The organism is Mesorhizobium sp. M7A.T.Ca.US.000.02.2.1 (assembly GCF_003996995.1).
In the GTDB taxonomy this organism is placed as follows: Bacteria; Pseudomonadota; Alphaproteobacteria; order Rhizobiales; family Rhizobiaceae; genus Mesorhizobium.
Map to the genome: position 1 here is coordinate 1 of NZ_RZTT01000095.1, position 16825 is coordinate 16825.

Here is a 16825-nt window from a genome sequence, read left to right on the forward strand (position 1 = left end):
AAGTTGCAGACCGCTTCGTCAGCGGCTTACCCACCGGATACATCGATGGCCGACGACACCGCCTCTCCTCTATCGTCCACGCATGGCGCACCGCGCGATGCCGACCGTCAGCGCCTTCTTGCGCACGATCGGCAGGCACGCATCCTGGCTTTGCTGCGCCGGACGGGGTCGCTCACCGTCGCTACGGCCGCGGCCGAACTTGCCGTTTCCGACATGACGATCCGCCGCGATCTCGTCGAACTGGAACGCGAGGGCAGGCTGGTGCGAATCCATGGCGGCGCGATCGAGGCGGACAACCCGCCGCTGGTCGCCATGGACAGTGAGGAGCCGAGTTTCGATTCGCGCTTGCGCCAGCGCCGTGACCCGAAGGCCGCGATTGCCGCCGCCGCGGCCGCCTTGGTTTCGGGATACCGCACGATCGCATTGGATGTCGGCACCACCACCTATCTGATGGCCGAGCACCTCAAGGACCTTCCGCACGCCAAGGTGTTCACCAACAGCCTCAGGATCGCGGCGGCGCTGAACGGCGGTGTGCCCGAAGTCTATGTTGCCGGCGGCCGCGTACGAGCCGACGAGATGTCGACCGGCGGACCCGCGGCCATCGCCCAGTTCGAGGCGCTGTGGTTCGATGTCGCCGTGATCGGCGTCTCCGGCATCACGGCGGACGGCCTCTTCGACTATTCCTTCGATGATACCGATATGAAGCGCGCCTATCTCAGACGCTCAGGCACCAAGATCGTGCTCTGCGATTCCGCCAAATTCCTGCGCATGTCGCTGGTGCGGATAGCGCCACTGTCGGACGTCGACATCCTCATCACCGATGCCGAGCCGCCGGCCAAGATCGCCGCGGCGCTCGCCGCGGCCAAGGTCGACCTGCGCATCGCGCCGCCGCTGACGCGCGACTGAGGCGCAACATTTTCACTTTATCCCCAAGGAGACGACTCGATGGTATTTGAATTTTTCGGCGACAAGAAGAAGGCTGTCATCTCGATGGCACATATCGGTGCCCTGCCGGGAACGCCCCTCTATGATGCCGATGGCGGCCTCGACAAGCTGATCGATGGCGTGCTCTCCGACATCCGCAAGCTGCAGAGCGGCGGCGTCGATGCCATCATGTTCGGCAACGAGAACGACCGCCCCTATGTCTTCAAGGCGCCGCCCGAAGGCATTGCCGCCATGACCGCGATCGTCCAGGCGGTGAAACCCGAGCTGAAGGTGCCGTTTGGCGTCAATTATCTCTGGGACCCGACTGCCAGCGTCGCGATCGGGGCTGCCACCGGAGCCCGTTTCGTGCGCGAGATCTTCACCGGCCTGTTTGCTTCCGACATGGGCCTGTGGGAGCCCGATTGCGCCGCCGCCTCGCGCCTGCGGCACAATCTTGGCCGCGACGACATGAAGCTTCTCTTCAACATCAATGCAGAGTTCGCACACTCGCTCGACCAGCGTCCTATTGAATTGCGCGCCAAGAGCGCGGTGTTCTCGTCGATGGCCGACGCCATCCTCGTTTCCGGTCCGATCACTGGCCAGCCGGCCGACCAGTCCCACCTGCGCAGCGTCTGCGAGACGATCAAGGACGTGCCGGTCTTCGCCAACACCGGCGTGAACATCGACAATGTCCGCGATGTCCTTTCGCTGGCGAGCGGCGTCGTGATCGGGACCCATTTCAAGATCGATGGCAATACCTGGAACGCCGTCGACGGCGATCGGGTCAAGCGCTTCATGGACGTTGTCGCCACTTTGCGCTGAGGACGGCTTCCACGGCGATGCCGGCCATCGCGCCGGCTCGCGGTGATCATATCGATCGTTGCGGGCCGGCGTCCGGAATGATCGACTGGTATCGAGCAGCGGGACACGACGAGGCAGACAGGTTCGCCCGCCTGCCCTTCCCGGCATTTCAATGGATTCGACATGGCGTTCGTTCTCGGTCTCGATATCGGCACCACCTCGACGATCGGCATTCTGATCCGGCTTCCCGATCAGGTGCTGGGCCTCGCCTCGCGCCCCGTCACGCTGCATTCCGAGCATGCGGGCTGGGCCGAGGAAGATCCCGCGCAATGGTGGACCAATGTCCGCGACATCGTGCAGGAGTTGCTGAGGACCAGCGGCATCAAGGCCGAAGAGATCGTGGCGATCGGCACCACCGGCATGCTGCCGGCGGTCGTTCTTCTGGACGACCAGGGCGAGGTGCTGCGACCGAGCATCCAGCAGAGCGACGGCCGCTGTGGCGCCGAAGTTGCCGAACTGCGGACCGAATGCGATGAGGCGGCTTTCATCGCCAAGGCCGGCAACGGCATCAACCAACAGCTGGTCACCGCAAAGCTGCGCTGGATAGAGCGTCACGAGCCGGAGGTGTTCAGCCGCATCGCCACCGTTTTCGGCTCCTATGACTATATCAACTGGCGCCTCACCGGCGAACGTGCGGTCGAGCAGAACTGGGCGCTGGAGGCCGGCTTCGTCGATGTTTCGACGCACCGGATCGACGACGATCTGGTGGCGCTCGCTCACATACCGCGCTCGGCCGTGCCACGAAAGATCGCCTCGCATGAGATCCTCGGCTCCGTCTCGGCGAAGGCCGCGGATGAGACCGGCCTGATGGCGGGAACACCTGTCGTCGGTGGTGCGGCCGACATGATCGCTTCCGCGCTCGGCGCCGGAGTTGCCAAAGCAGGCGATGTCCTCCTGAAATTCGGCGGCTCGGTCGATATCCTGATCGCCACCGATCAGATCAAGCCAGATCCCCGCATGTATCTCGATTACCACCTGGTGCCGGGCCTGTTCATGCCCAATGGCTGCATGTCGACCGGCGGCTCGGGCCTCAACTGGTTCGTACGCAATTTCGCCGGCGGCGAGATGGCCACGGCACAGGCCGATGGTATTTCGGTACACCAGCGGCTCGATGCGCTGGCGGCAGAGCGTCCCGCCGGTGCCGACGGCCTCACCGTCCTGCCCTACTTCCTCGGCGAGAAGACGCCGATCCATGATCCAGCGGCCCGTGGCGTGATCTATGGGCTGACGCTGTCGCACGATATCGGCCATGTCTGGCGCGCTTTGCTCGAGGCCTATGCCTTTGCCATCGCGCATCATGTCGAGGTGCTCAACGACATGGGCCACCGGACCGAGCGCTATCTCGCCTCCGACGGCGGCTCAAGCAGCAAGGTCTGGATGCAGATTGTCGCGGATGTCCTGCAAAAGCCGGTCCAGCGCCTGACCGGGCACCCCGGCTCTTGCATCGGCGCTGCCTGGACGGCAGCGATCGGCGTCGGCCTGACCGACGACTGGTCGGGCGTTTCCGGTTTCGTCAGCTTCGCCGACCGGCTCGATCCCGACCTGCGCAAGGCTGACATCTACCGCGACGGCTATCGCCGCTATCGCGATCTTTATGCGCGCCTGTCGGCTCATGGCGCGACCAGAGCGGGATCGTCATCGTGATGTATCGCGCCGTCGCCTGGGACATCGACGGAACGCTGATCGACAGCGAGCCGTTGCATCATCAATCCCTCCTCGCCGGCTGCCGCAACTGGAACGTCGATCTTGACGACCTGCCCGACCAAGCCTTTCGCGGCATCCATATGGGCGACGTCTGGACAATGCTGCGTCCGCGTCTCCCGGTCGGGCTCGACCAGGCGGAGTGGCTCGCCGCTATCAATGCCCACTACGTCGCGAACCGGGCGAACGCCGTCCCGATCCCCGAGGCGGTCGAGACGATTCGGACCCTGGCTGACCGCGGCGTCCCGCAGGTCTGCGTCTCGAATTCCGGCCGGCAAGTCGTCAATGCCAATCTCGATGCGCTCGGCGTGCTCGACCATATGAGTCTCACAATCAGCCTCGACGACGTGTCGGCCGGCAAGCCCGACCCCACGCCCTATCGCGAGGCCTGCCGGCAGCTCGCCGTAGCTCCAGGGTCGGTGGTGGCCGTGGAAGACAGCCGCACCGGCACTAAGGCAGCACGAGCCGCCGGTCTGTTCGTGGTCGGCTATCTCCGCAGCGGCGGCCTGCTCGGCGACGTCGATCTCAGCACCAACCGCCTGTCGTCGATCCTGGACCTGTTTCCCGGCTGAGGGTTTGCGCGTCGTTCCAAGTGTGCGCTTGACCATGCATGCAGGTTTGTAGCGTGATGGCAGCTGATCGATTCACATCGATCCGGTAGGAATCCTCTTGCGCCTCGGCGTCGTGAAACCGCGAACGACACCACACCCAGGATTGGACGCTTGATGAACGACCTCCCCCAAACACTTGCAGCGGACTCGCTCGGGCCAACCGTGACGATTGGAGAAATCCTGGTAGAGATCGTCGCGAGGCAGACGGGCACCGGCTTCCGGGAACCTATCGACCTCATTGGTCCCTTTCCGAGCGGCGCGCCCGCCATCTTCATCGATCAATGCGCACGTATGGGCGGAGCGGCCGCAATGGTGGGCGTGGTCGGCGACGACGATTTCGGCGTCGTCAACATGGAGCGCCTGAAGCGGGACGGCGTAGACACTTCAGCCATCGCTGTTTCCCCGGATTATCCGACGGGCAGCGCCTTTGTTCGCTACCGCACGGACGGAAGCCGCGATTTCGTCTACAACATCGCCAAATCCGCCGCCGCCCGACTGGAATGGAGCCCGCAGGTCGAGGCGCTGATCGCGCGTTGCGGGCATATCCATGTCATGGGAACGGTGTTCGCAAGTCCCGCAGCCTGGGCGATCACCGAACGCGCGATCCCGCTGATCAAGGCACGCGGCGGCACGATGTCGCTCGATCCGAACCTGCGCAAGGAATTGCTGGCGCACGGCCAGACCGAGGAGAAATTCGCCGGTCTGGTGGACGAAGCGGACCTGCTGCTGCCGTCGGGCAATGAATTGTTCCTGGCCGCCGGCACGGACGGGGAGGAACGCGCGATCGAGGCGCTGTTCAGACGAGGGGTCAAGGAGATCGCCGTGAAGCGCGGCGAACATGGCGCGTCAGCCCGTCAAAGCACCGGAGCCCGCGCCGATTGCCCCGGCCTGATCGTCGAGGAAACGGACCCCACCGGCGCCGGCGACTGTTTCGGCGGAGCCTATGTCGCATGCCGGCGGTTGGGCATGCCGCTGCGGACTTCGCTCGAATTCGCCAACGCGGCGGGGGCGCGCAACGTCACACGCCTCGGCCCCATGGAGGGAGCCGGCACACGCGCCGAACTGGAAGATTTCATGGCAAGAACGGCGAGAAGAAGCTGATGCGTGTGGCGATCGAAGATGTGCCGGCCCTGCACAGGGAAGGCAAGAAAATCGGGGTGACCTCGGTGTGTTCGGCGCACCCATTGGTGCTGAAAGCCGCACTGCGCCACGGCCGGGAAACCGGCACCACCGTCCTGATCGAGGCGACGTGCAATCAGGTCAATCATCTGGGCGGTTATACGGGCATGACGCCGGCCGATTTCGCGGCGATGGTGGAAGCGCTCGCGGCAGCCGAGCAGTGCCCGCAAGAGCTGATCGTGCTTGGCGGGGATCATCTCGGCCCCAATCCCTGGAGAGACCGGCCCGCCGAGGAGGCGATGGCGCAGGCCGGGACGATGATCGATGCCTATGTCCGCGCCGGCTTCCGCAAGATCCACCTCGATGCCTCGATGGGCTGCGCGGGTGAACCGGCGGCGCTAGACGACCACACGGTGGCCGGGCGCGCGGCCAGGCTGGCAGGCGTCGCGGAGCAGGCGGCAGCGCAGAGCGGCGGGGCAAGCCCGGTTTACATCATCGGCACGGAAGTGCCGCCTCCCGGCGGCGCCGATCACACATTGGATGCGATCACCCCGACCAGTCCGGAGGCGGCTCGCCAGACACATGCCATTCACGCCCAGGCATTCCAAACCGCCGGGCTTGAAAGCGCATTTTCCCGCGTCATCGGGCTTGTCGTGCAGCCGGGCGTGGAGTTCGGCAACCAGAATGTGATTTTCTACGATCGGACCAAGGCCAGCGACCTGGCGGCAACTCTGAGCACATTGCCGTCGCTCATTTTCGAAGCTCATTCGACGGACTATCAGGGCGAGAGGCCGCTGCGTGAACTCGTCGAGGACGGCTTCGCCGTCCTCAAGGTCGGACCCGAGCTGACCTTCAAGCTGCGCGAGGCGCTGTACGCGCTCGACCTGATCGCTTCCGACCTGGTGCTTGGCTATGGCGAGCGGCCGCTTTACCACGCAATGGAAGAGCTGATGCAAGGCACCCCCAAGAATTGGGCAAGCCACTATCATGGAAGCGATGCCGACAAGCGGACGCTGCGCCACTACTCCTATTCCGATCGCATCCGATATTATTGGGCGATCCCGCAAGCCCGTGCCGCCTGCAACCGTCTCTTCGATACCTTGAACGGTCGCAAGGTGCCGGTGACGCTGTTTCTCCAGCACCTGCCTTCTGCAGTCACATGGGCTGACCGCGCCTGCGACGTCGAGGAGATCGCGATCGGTCACGTCCGGCGGAGCATCGAGGCCTACGCCGGGGCATGCGGCACCTGAACCCTTCGTCCGGTTGTTCAAGGCCAGAGCGGATGGGCTGGCGGGCGGCAGGAACGCTTACAGCGATGGCCCCAATCGGATCGGACTGCCGTCGCTGAAACGGGATTGACGGAACCTGTAGAGATTGTGCCCGGTCTCGTTGCCTTGGACGAGGTCGGACAGCACACGGCCAATGCCGGGTCCGATGCCGAAGCCGTGACCACTCATCCCGGTCGCTATGACGAGACCTGGGATCGCAGCGGCGCGATCGACGATGGGCACGACATCAGGCATCGCATCGATCATGCCCGCCCAGCTCGCCTTGATCGGCACAGTCGTGAACTGAGGGAACAGTTCCCTGAACCCGCGGTCGATGGCGCGAAGCGCCGACGTCTCGGGAGCGGGATTGAGGACCCGCATCCGTTCGAAAGGGCTTTCTTCATCCGCGTTCCATCTCCGCGGCGTCGACCAGCCATCCGGGTATCCTCGCGGCGCGGCCGGCAGGTAGCGCGTGCCGAAGGGATTGGCCATCAGGGCGCTGAAATATTTGCCCGCATGGCGAAATGCGTCCGGCCCTATGTAGAGTTGGCTACTGCCTCCCGATGCGAGCGTATACCCGCCATCCTGCCTGCGCCGGAAAGCGATGCATTCATCCGCGGCGGCACCGGTGTGGATTTCCGGCATCGGTGCTGTCGCGGCGACGGTCGCCCTGACGCTGAGCTGCGGAATCGAGATGCCGTGGGCGCGCAGAAAGAGCGACGTCCACGCGCCGCTGGCGACGACGACGCTCGAGGTCGCGATGTGCCCTTTCTCGGTCCAGACGCCACTGATGCGTCCCGCGGAGATGTCGAGCATACGTGCCGCGCAATTCTCGATGATCGTCACACCTTCGCGGGCCGCCAGGCGAGCAAGCGCGGGCACCGCGACCCAAGGTTCCGCCCGCATGTCCGATGGGGTGATCATTGCCCCTTTGAACGGTCGCGACATGGCGGGGATCAGGCTTGCCAACTCACCTTGGTCGAGGAGACGCGTGTCGACGCCATGAGCCTGGGCAATCTCGAGAAACTTGGCGAAACCGGCCATCTCCTTGTCTGTCCGCGCAAGATAGGTAACGCCCGTCTGCTTCAGTCCTATGTCCTCGCCACATTCCTGCGCCAGTTGCCGCCAGAGGCGCTGCGCTTCGATGACGATCGGCAGTTCGTCGGCATCGCGGCCCTGCTGCCGGATCCAGCCCCAATTGCGCGAGGATTGCTCGGCGGCGATGCGGCCCTTTTCCAGCAGCGTCACCGAGACGTTCCGTCGCGCCAGGAACAGTGCCGTGCTCACGCCAATGACCCCGCCGCCGATGATCACGACGTCCGAAGTCTTCGGCAGGGGATGCTGGAACTGGATCGAGGTGGCTTCGGTGAAGGGGAAGATTGTCAAAGAGCACCGTCCTTCTTGGTATGCTGCGGCGACATCCGGTCCACGCTGGCAGCGAGATCTGGGCAGCGATATCTGGCCGCCGTGAAATGTCGATACCACGCGAGGAGATAGATCGTCAGCTAGTGCTTGCAGACAAGAACGGCGACAGATCGCGGGTCTGGAAGAGCCCTGGCCAATGAGTCCTGAAACCGCCGGCAGGCCGGCCCAACTAGTCTGAACCTTGAGCGCGAAGGCCAGAATGCAATAGGTATCACAAAACCGCCAAAATGGCTCAAGGGCCAGAGCAATTCCGCAAAATCGACCAACCAATCAATTACTTACAGGAAAGCCGGTGGTACCGTTGGCTGGGATCGAACCAGCGACCTCCGGATCCACAATCCGGCGCTCTAACCATCTGAGCTACAACGGCACGTTGCCTGAGCGGATCGAAACAGAAACTCATCCGCCCGCTCTGTCGTTCGGCGATGCGTCCTTACGGGCTTATGGATTCTAATTCAAGGCTTTTGGAAAGCAAAGGTCACTTCCCCACATCAACGCGGCATTTGCCTGGCAAGAAGGACCAGGCAAGGACCGGGCGCTGGACAAAGAAAAAGGCCGGCGGGAGGAGGTGCCGGCCTTTTCCTGTTACGAGCCAGCGGGAGGAGGTGCTGGCTGGTCACCCCGGGGAGCAGAGGGAGGAGGTTCCACTCACCGGGTATTCCTTGATGGCTGCTATCATACACCTGATCGTTTTTAAGAAAATGCGACCTTTTGTTGCATCTTCAGATCATGCGCAAATGTTAGGCAACCTTGATTTCCTTCATCGCCTTCTCGAAGGCGGTCTTGATCGGCTTGGAGACGTCCTCGGCCGCCTTGGAGGCAACGGCCTGGAAGTCCTTGGCCTGCTCGACGGTCGATTCGACGCGCTTGCGCAGGAAGGCGGTCTGCAGCTCGACGACTTCCGACAGCGACTTGGCGCCGATCAGGGCTTCGAGGTGGGAAAAGCCGGCCTCGGCATTGGCACGCAAAGCGGAGATGGTCTTGAGCGACAGGTCGTTGGAAACGGTCTTGGCGGTCTCGTAGGACGACTCCAGAGCCTTCTGGGTCTCCTCGGCGCCGGTCTTCAGCTTGGCATAGGCCTCTTTCGACTGCTCAACGCCCTTTTCGGCGAAGGCGCGCATCTGGTCGGTGGCCTTGGAAGCGTCGAAGCTCGGGAATTCAACGTTTTCGATCGTCTCGGCGGTCTTGGTCCTGGACATTTTCCATCCTTTTCAGCGGCAGCGGCTTTGACAGAAAGCCGTCTCGTTCCTGTATGATGGCAATATAAAGGCAAATTTTGTGCATTGCAATATCTTTGTTGCAGTGCACCATAAATTTCTTTTGGGCCGTTAACCAAGAGCCCAGATTCCAGCCTTTGCACGTTCTGGCTTGTGGACCTTCGCGCCTCCGGCTTTTATTAACAAAGCGTTAACTGCAAAATCGCCGCTCCGTGAGGTCCGCCAAGCGCATGCCGTCCGAATATTCCTTCCTCGATGTCGCCGTGCTCGACGCGGTCCGCCAGCGCTTTGCGGCAGGCGACGCGATCGCGATCCTGTCGGCGGATCTGGAGCAGGTGATCTGGGCCAACGGGCCAGGAGCCGCGATGTTCGGTTATCCCGACATCGAGGCGATCATCGGCGCCTCGGCGCAGTTGCCCGTGATCGCCAGGCGCCAGATCATGGCGACCAGCGGATTTCCCGAGATTGGCAGTGACCGCGCCATCATGGTGCGGCTGGCGACCGGCATGACCAGCCGCGCCGTCGGCTTCCTGGCCAGTGCGGTGACCATGCCGGACGCCGAAAAGGCGATCATGCTGGCAGTGCCAGCGGCTCAGACCGGGTCACGCAGTGCCAGCGAAATCGCCGCGCGCGCCATTAGCGGCCTCACAGAGGATGGTCATTTCATCGCCTTTGTCGATGCCGGGGGCAACGTCGAGGCGGCCTCGGAAGGATTTTCGGCACTGGGCATCCTGCCGGAGACGCTGGCGGCACTGGTCGCCGACGTCGCAGCCGAGAGCGACCGCATCGTCAAGCGCCTTGTCCCCGGCGGCACGGCCTCCTACCCGGCAGGGCTGGCAAGATTGACCGAGGAGCGGCATCTGCTGGTGGTGATCGACGAGGACCAGCTCGACGACACAGCCCCTGCGGGCGAACATCCTACGCAAACTACGCAAACCATTGCCGAGACGGCACCTGCTGGCGACGCGGCTTCCCAGCCGGAACAGGGTCGCGAGGCACCGACCGACGAACCGAGCGCCTCGCAGCCGGCCGGCGACATCGCCGCATCGCAGCATGAGATCGCCGATGCGATCGGGCAGGCGCCGACGGCGGCCAACAGCGATCAGCCGGCAGCAGAGCGCATGCCCGCGCAGCACGACCATTGGTACTTCAACGCCGGCGAGGACGGAGGGGAACAGGCGCCGCGACCTGCCGCGTCCGGACCTGAAGCGCCTCAAGAGCCGGCCGCCCTGGAAGTCCAGTCCACGGCCACGCCGACGACCGTCTCGGCGATAGACCGCGCCGCAGCGCCGGTGCGCTTCGTCTGGCGCACCGATGCCGAAGGCAAGTTCAGCGCGCTGTCGCCGGAATTCGCCGACATCGTTGGCAAGCCGGCGGCCGACGTGATCGGCCGCCGCTTCAGGGATGTCGCCGCTACATTCGGCCTCGACCCCTCCGGCGAGATATCAGGGCTCCTCGAACGGCGCGATACCTGGTCCGGGCGCTCCGTGCTGTGGCCGGTCGTCGGCACCGATCTGAAGATACCGGTCGACCTGGCGGCGCTGCCTGTCTATGGCCGCAGCCGCGCCTTCGAGGGTTTCCGCGGCTTCGGCGTCGCCCGCGCCAGCGACGCGGTCGTCGATCCGGAGGCCATCGGCATGGCGCTGGTGCCCAATAGCCAGGCGCCGGCAACGCCGGAACCGCAAGTCATCCAACCCGCGCCCGAACAGCCGAACGCCGAAGAGCCCAAGACCGAGGACACGCAGGCATCGGATCCGTTCAAGGGCGAGGTGCCGGCGCTGACCATCGTGCCGAAACAGGAGCGGCGCTTTGCCGATAAGGTGATCCGGCTCGCCGAACATCGCCAGCCTGCCAACGACAAGGGCCTGTCGACCCTGGAACGCAGCGCGTTCCGCGAAATCGGCGAGCGGCTGAAGAAGGATAGCGCTCCGGTCGGGCCGCCAGAGACCGAGACTGTGGAGGCATCGGCAGCGGAGACCGAGGCTCCGGTCAATGCGTCCGACGACCCGATGCGCACCGACGGCATCCCTGCGTCAGGGCCAGAGAACGAACCGGTCGAGGCATCCGATGTCGATGCCGAAGACGAGCGGGATCTGGCACGGCTTGACGGTCACGCGGACGAAGCCCCTCGTGACGCCCGCTCGGGGGTGAATGTGACGGGCTCGTTGCTCGACTATGCCGGCCAAGATGACGAACGTGGCCCCGTGGCGTCGGAACCAGAGAACACAGCTGCCGTTTCGCCCGGCGAAGAGCCTGAAGCCACTGACGCGACACATGATGGCCTCGATGACGACAGCATGACGTCGGCGGATTTTCGCGATGCCGAAGACAATGAGGATTGGGCGCAGCCCGACGAGGAAGCCGCGTCGCCCGACGAGCAGACGGTTGCCGAGGAAACCGCAGGCGTCTCTGCGGAAATACCCCTTGAGCGCCCTCGCCTGCAGGTTCCGCCGCTCAAGGCCGAAGGGTTCGTGCCGTCGGCGTTTTCCGCCGGAGATGAACACAAGGCTCCGGACACGTCGCTGCTCGGCAAGCTGCCCGTGCCGCTGCTCATCCATTCCGGGGACCGGTTGCACTATGCGAATGAGGAATTCCTCAGCCTGACGGGTTACGAGGCGCTTGACGATCTGGCGGATGCCGGCGGCCTCGGCGCGTTGTTTGCCGACCCCTATGCCGACGACGGCGTTTCCGACGGCACCGATCGCGCGCTGCGGCTGAAAACGCGTGACGGACAGGAATTCCCGATCGAGGCCATTTTGCGCTCGGTCCCCTGGCGCGACGGCAAGGCGCTGATGCTGGTCGTGCGACGCTCCGGCGAGGATGATGCGCCGGCGAGCCTGCATGTGGTTGGCGACGAGCAGACGCAGCCGGATATTTCCGAACTCAAGGCGCGCATCGCCGAGATGCGCACCATTATCGACACCGCCACCGACGGCGTCGTGCTGATCGGCCGTGACGGCACCATCCGATCGATCAGCCGGCCGGCCGAAGCGCTGTTCGGCTTCGACAGCGACGATGTGACCGGCAAGCCGTTCGCCTCGCTGTTTGCGATCGAAAGCCAGCGCGCGGCGCGCGACTATCTCAACGGACTGTCCGAGCCCGGCGTGGCGAGTGTCATGAACGACGGCCGCGAGGTGATCGGGCGCGAGTCGCAAGGCCGCTTCATTCCGCTGTTCATGACCATCGGTCGGCTGCCCAACGACAGCGGCTTCTGCGCCGTCGTTCGCGACATCACGCAGTGGAAGCGGGCCGAAGAGGACTTGACGCAGGCACGTGCGGTGGCCGAGCGCGCGTCCTCGCAGAAGACCGATTTCCTGGCCCGCATCAGCCACGAGATCCGCACCCCGCTCAATGCCATCATCGGTTTTTCGGAATTGATGGTCGACGAGAAGTTCGGACCTGTCGCCAACGATCGCTACCGCGACTATCTGCGCGATATCAACCGCTCGGGCAATCATGTGCTCGATCTGGTCAACGACCTGCTCGACATCTCCAAGATCGAGGCCGGCCAGCAGGAGATGGCCTATGAAGCGGTGTCGCTCAACGACACGCTGGCCGAGACGGTGGCGATGATGCAGCCGCAGGCCAACCGCGAACGGGTCATCATCCGCTCCAGCTTCGCTTCGCGGCTGCCGGAAGTGGTGGCGGACCTGCGCAGCGTGCGCCAGATTGCGCTCAACATCCTGTCGAATGCCATCCGTTACACCCAGGCCGGCGGCCAGGTGATCGTCTCGACCGCCTATGAGACGTCGGGCGACGTCGTCATGCGGGTGCGCGACACCGGCATCGGCATGAGCCATGCCGAGATCGAGCAGGCGCTAAAGCCGTTCAAGCAGATCAACGCGCTGAAGCGCGGACGCGGTGACGGTACCGGGCTTGGACTGCCGTTGACCAAAGCGATGGTGGAAGCCAACCGTGCCCGGTTCACCATCAATTCGACACCGGGCGAAGGCACTCTGGTCGAGGTCGCTTTTCCGTCGACCCGTGTGCTCGCGGAATAGATCAGCCCTCTCCGCGGTTCGGTCTCGATAAAAAGAAAAGGCGCCCAAAGGGCGCCTTAAGAGATGGGATTGCTGTCACAACGGGGGCTTGAGCGAATTCGGATCCTCGGGGCTGAGGAACGGGATTTCTCCCTCAAGTTACCTGCGACTATCGACGCCGGACCTTAACAACTCCTTACCGGAGTGCCGGAAAATTTACGAATGTGTACCACTCATGAAATCTAGGTAAATTCTAGCGAGATATTTCGTTAACCATGCCGGAAAGGCCTTTTTCATGCATGTCGTTGTCTCAAAACCGGACCACTTTTGAGCGACATGCAGTAGCAGCTACTCGGCCAGCTGCGGCAGGTTCTTGAACAGGTCGAGCGCTTCCGGGTTGGCGAGCGCTTCCTTGTTCTTGATGGCGCGGCCGTGCACCACGTCGCGCACAGCAAGCTCGGTGATCTTGCCCGATTTGGTGCGCGGGATGTCGGTGACGGCGACGATCCTTGCCGGCACGTGACGCGGGCTCGCGCCGCTACGGATTTTTGCCCGTATGCGTTTTTCCAGATTTTCGTCGAGCTGCGCGCCGGCGGCCAGGCGCACGAACAGTACGACGCGCACGTCGTTGTCGAAGTCCTGGCCGATGCACAGCGCTTCCAGAATCTCCGGCATCTGTTCGACCTGGTTGTAGATCTCCGCCGTGCCGATGCGCACGCCGCCCGGGTTGAGCGTGGCGTCGGAGCGGCCATGGATGATCAGGCCGCCATGCGCGGTCCATTCGGCGAAATCGCCGTGACACCAGACATTGTCGAAGCGCTCGAAATAGGCCGCCCGGTACTTCTTGCCCTCGGCGTCGTTCCAGAAGCCGATCGGCATCGCCGGAAAAGCCTTGGTGCAGACCAACTCGCCCTTCTCCTGCCGGACCGGCCTGCCGTCATCGTCCCAGACATCGACCGCAAGGCCAAGGCCGGGTCCCTGGATCTCGCCGGTCCAGACAGGCTGCGTCGGCACGCCGAGCACGAAGCAGGAGACGATGTCGGTGCCGCCGGAGACCGAAGCCAGATGCACGTCCTTCTTGATGCCGTCATAAACGAAGCGGAAATCTTCCGGCGACAGCGGCGAGCCGGTGGAGGAGATTGCCCGCACAGTGGCCAGATCATGCGTGCGGACCGGCTTGAGGCCGGCCTTGCGCACCGAATCGATGAACTTGGCCGAGGTGCCGAAGAAAGTCATCTTCTCGGCATCGGCGAAGTCGAACAGCACATTGCCGTCGGGGTAGAAGGGCGAACCGTCATAGAGCAGCAGCGTCGCACCCGAAGCGAGCCCCGACACCAGCCAGTTCCACATCATCCAGCCGCAGGTGGTGAAGTAGAAAAAGCGGTTGCCATCGGTAAGACCGGCATGCAGCCGGTGTTCCTTGACATGCTGGATCAGCGTGCCGCCGGCCGAATGGACGATGCATTTGGGAATGCCGGTCGTTCCCGACGAGAACAGGATGTAGAGCGGATGCGAAAACGGCAGCGGCTCGAAGGCAACGGGCTTGCCGGCGAAGGGCGACAGCGCCTCTTCCAGCGCTACCGCCTTGTCGATGGTCCCGGCGATATCGCTCGATGTGCCGAGATAGTCGACGACCAGGATCCTGCGGACAGTGCCGAGCTTGGCCGCGACCGCGGCGATCTTGTCGGCGACCTCGATCGCCTTGCCGTTGTACCAATAGCCATCCGGCGCGATGAAGACGACGGGCTCGATCTGGCCGAACCTGTCGAGCACGCCCTGCTCGCCGAAGTCGGGAGAGCAGGACGACCAGACGGCACCGATCGAGGCCGCGGCCAGCATGGCGGCGACGGTCTCCGGCATGTTGGGCATCATGGCGGCAATGCGGTCGCCCTTCTTCACCTTGAGCGACAGGAAAAGCTGCTGCAGCCGCGAGGTCAGCGCATGCAACTCGTTCCAGGACAGCCGGCGCTCGACCTTGTCTTCGCCGCGAAACACGATTGCGTCGCCTGAACCGGTCTTCTTCAGCAGATTCTCAGCGAAATTCAGTGTCGCATCGGGAAAGAAAGAAGCGCCGGGCATCTTGTCGCCGTCGACGAGCAGGTTATCGCCCTTGTCGCCGACGATGCCGCAGAAATCCCAGACCAGGCTCCAGAACCCCTCACGATCCGCGACCGACCAGGCATGAAGCTGCGAATACGAGGAAAACGCACCGCCGGCTTTCACTCCGGCGGCCTTGGTGAAGGCGGTCAAGGGTGCTGCGTCAATCTGGTCTTGCGTCGGGGTCCAGAGCGGTTGTTCGGCAGCCATGATCGTTCCTCCACGGTCGCCATCGCTTATGCATATCGCAGCGCAGCAGAGCAAGATTTTGTTCGGCTGATGCGACCAGATGTGCGCAAATGCCATCGCCGGGCCATAAAGACTTGAAATGCCTCAGCCCTAAGTCGTAGTGACAACTTGAAGTCGTGGTGGCGGCCGGAAGTGTGGTCACGACTGCAGTCGTGGTGACGACCGGGGTCGTGGTGACGACCGGGGTTACACCCGTCGGGCGATTTGTCGGAATGGAAGCATACGGGGCCATATGCCATCATCTATGATCCGGCGCGGAATATGGGCGATCGGCGCTGCCGTGATCGTCGTCGCGCTGGTCGTTGCCGCCCTGCCGCTGATTGCCTCCACCCGTATCGTGCGCGACCGCATCGCCTGGGAAATGAGCGCGTGGAGCGGCTTCCGGGTCGCCATCGACGGTTCGCCGCGCATCGAGGTCTGGCCGACATTCCGGGCAATCCTGACCGATGTGACGCTTTCACAATGGACCGACACCGAGGCGCCGCCGGTGGTCGAGGCAGAACGGGTCGAGGTCGACCTTTCCGCCATGGCGGCGCTGCGCGGCGACGTGGTGTTTTCGACGGCGCGGCTGGTGCGGCCGACGATCCGGGTCCAGCGCACGCCTGCCGGCCTTTTCCTGCCCGCTGTCCCCACCGGCGGGCGCATCACGCGTTCCATCGACACGGCGCGCGGCGTGGTCAATGCCGCCCCCGCCAAGCCGGACCTCGACAAGCTGCCTACCGACACCTTCGGCACGGTCGAGTTTCGCGACGGCCGAATGGTAGCCTCCATCGGCGGCAAGGACGTCGAGATCCTCAGCAGTTTAAACGGTCAGGCGAATTGGGCCGCGATGAACAGCAATGCGACGCTGTCGGCAACAGGGATCTGGCGGGGCGAAAGCGTCGCGCTGGACGTCGCCTCGGCCAGACCACTTGTGCTGTTTGCCGGCGGCACGGCGCCGCTGACGCTGTCCTTCAAGGCGGCACCCGCCACCTTCTCGTTCGACGGCACGGCCAGCATGTCTGAAAATACCTATTTCGACGGTCAGGCGAAGTTCTCGGCACCCTCGCTGCGGCGTGTCCTGGAATGGTCGCAGGCCGGCATCGCTCCAGGTGCGGCGATCGGCTCGGTCAGCATTTCGAGCAAGATCACCGCGACCGGCGGGCGCGTCAAGTTCGACAACACGGCGATTGCGCTCGACAACAATCCGGGGATGGGTGCGCTGGACCTCTCGCTTGGGGAAGCACAACCGGTGATCTCCGGTACGCTCGCCTTCGACACGCTCGACCTCAGATCGTTTCTTTCGGCCTTCACCCCGCTGGTGCCGACCGGAGGGGCGGGACCCGTCGAAATCGACACAAGTTTCGCCGACAAGATCAATCTCGATCTGAGGC

Annotated in this window: 10 protein-coding genes, 1 tRNA gene and 1 pseudogene; 8 read left to right on the top strand and 4 right to left on the bottom strand. The window is 63.8% G+C overall.

Going from position 1 to position 16825, the window contains the following annotated elements:
* The first annotated feature begins 45 nt into the window (after positions 1-45).
* From EOD15_RS11750 to EOD15_RS11775, 6 genes are all read left to right on the top strand, one after another.
* Positions 46-906, top strand: a complete 861-nt coding sequence (locus tag EOD15_RS11750) for a DeoR/GlpR family DNA-binding transcription regulator (protein WP_127318828.1) — start codon at positions 46-48, stop codon at positions 904-906.
* A gap of 39 nt (positions 907-945) precedes the next feature.
* Positions 946-1746 carry a BtpA/SgcQ family protein gene (locus EOD15_RS11755; RefSeq protein WP_023809131.1) on the top strand — a complete coding sequence of 267 codons (801 nt, stop codon included), beginning with the start codon at positions 946-948 and terminating at the stop codon, positions 1744-1746.
* A 162-nt stretch (positions 1747-1908) separates the two neighbouring features.
* Positions 1909-3429, top strand: coding sequence for an FGGY-family carbohydrate kinase (locus EOD15_RS11760; RefSeq protein WP_127318826.1), 1521 nt, complete (start codon positions 1909-1911; stop codon positions 3427-3429).
* Positions 3429-4058, top strand: a complete 630-nt coding sequence (locus tag EOD15_RS11765; protein ID WP_127318824.1) for an HAD family phosphatase — start codon at positions 3429-3431, stop codon at positions 4056-4058. The genes EOD15_RS11760 and EOD15_RS11765 overlap by 1 nt, the downstream gene beginning before the upstream one ends.
* 153 nt (positions 4059-4211) lie before the next feature.
* Complete coding sequence (locus EOD15_RS11770; RefSeq protein WP_127318822.1) at positions 4212-5198, top strand: sugar kinase; 987 nt, start codon at positions 4212-4214, stop codon at positions 5196-5198.
* Entirely contained in the window at positions 5198-6466 is a 1269-nt protein-coding gene (locus EOD15_RS11775; protein WP_127318820.1) for a D-tagatose-bisphosphate aldolase, class II, non-catalytic subunit, read from the top strand. The genes EOD15_RS11770 and EOD15_RS11775 overlap by 1 nt, the downstream gene beginning before the upstream one ends.
* 57 nt (positions 6467-6523) lie before the next feature.
* Here EOD15_RS11775 and EOD15_RS11780 read toward each other — a convergent pair whose 3' ends face one another.
* From EOD15_RS11780 to EOD15_RS11790, 3 genes are all read right to left on the bottom strand, one after another.
* Positions 6524-7870 (bottom strand): FAD-binding oxidoreductase, encoded by a 1347-nt coding sequence (locus EOD15_RS11780; protein WP_127318818.1) that lies wholly within the window; start codon positions 7868-7870, stop codon positions 6524-6526.
* A gap of 332 nt (positions 7871-8202) precedes the next feature.
* Positions 8203-8279, bottom strand: a tRNA-His gene (locus EOD15_RS11785).
* Between the two features lie 370 nt (positions 8280-8649).
* Complete coding sequence (locus EOD15_RS11790) at positions 8650-9108, bottom strand: phasin (RefSeq protein ID WP_127408506.1); 459 nt, start codon at positions 9106-9108, stop codon at positions 8650-8652.
* Positions 9109-9356: 248 nt separating this feature from the next.
* Here EOD15_RS11790 and EOD15_RS11795 point away from each other — a divergent pair, with 248 nt between their 5' ends.
* A complete protein-coding gene (locus EOD15_RS11795; protein ID WP_127408509.1) occupies positions 9357-13127 on the top strand; it encodes a PAS domain S-box protein in 3771 nt (1256 codons plus the stop codon).
* A 327-nt stretch (positions 13128-13454) separates the two neighbouring features.
* On the opposite strand, the gene EOD15_RS11800 is transcribed toward EOD15_RS11795, so the two are convergent.
* Complete coding sequence (locus EOD15_RS11800) at positions 13455-15413, bottom strand: acetoacetate--CoA ligase (RefSeq protein ID WP_127408507.1); 1959 nt, start codon at positions 15411-15413, stop codon at positions 13455-13457.
* Positions 15414-15684: 271 nt separating this feature from the next.
* Between EOD15_RS11800 and EOD15_RS11805 the strand changes: the two are divergent.
* Positions 15685-16825 (top strand): annotated as a pseudogene (locus EOD15_RS11805) (AsmA family protein); the annotation flags it as partial.

What these genes read in the sequence shown, in the direction of transcription:
- EOD15_RS11750 (WP_127318828.1), top strand. Translation starts at nt 46, where the DNA reads ATGGCCGACGACACCGCCTCTCCTCTATCGTCCACGCATGGCGCACCG.
- EOD15_RS11755 (WP_023809131.1), top strand. Translation starts at nt 946, where the DNA reads ATGGTATTTGAATTTTTCGGCGACAAGAAGAAGGCTGTCATCTCGATG.
- EOD15_RS11760 (WP_127318826.1), top strand. Translation starts at nt 1,909, where the DNA reads ATGGCGTTCGTTCTCGGTCTCGATATCGGCACCACCTCGACGATCGGC.
- EOD15_RS11765 (WP_127318824.1), top strand. Translation starts at nt 3,429, where the DNA reads ATGTATCGCGCCGTCGCCTGGGACATCGACGGAACGCTGATCGACAGC.
- EOD15_RS11770 (WP_127318822.1), top strand. Translation starts at nt 4,212, where the DNA reads ATGAACGACCTCCCCCAAACACTTGCAGCGGACTCGCTCGGGCCAACC.
- EOD15_RS11775 (WP_127318820.1), top strand. Translation starts at nt 5,198, where the DNA reads ATGCGTGTGGCGATCGAAGATGTGCCGGCCCTGCACAGGGAAGGCAAG.
- EOD15_RS11790 (WP_127408506.1), bottom strand. Translation starts at nt 9,108, where the DNA reads ATGTCCAGGACCAAGACCGCCGAGACGATCGAAAACGTTGAATTCCCG.
- EOD15_RS11795 (WP_127408509.1), top strand. Translation starts at nt 9,357, where the DNA reads ATGCCGTCCGAATATTCCTTCCTCGATGTCGCCGTGCTCGACGCGGTC.
- EOD15_RS11800 (WP_127408507.1), bottom strand. Translation starts at nt 15,413, where the DNA reads ATGGCTGCCGAACAACCGCTCTGGACCCCGACGCAAGACCAGATTGAC.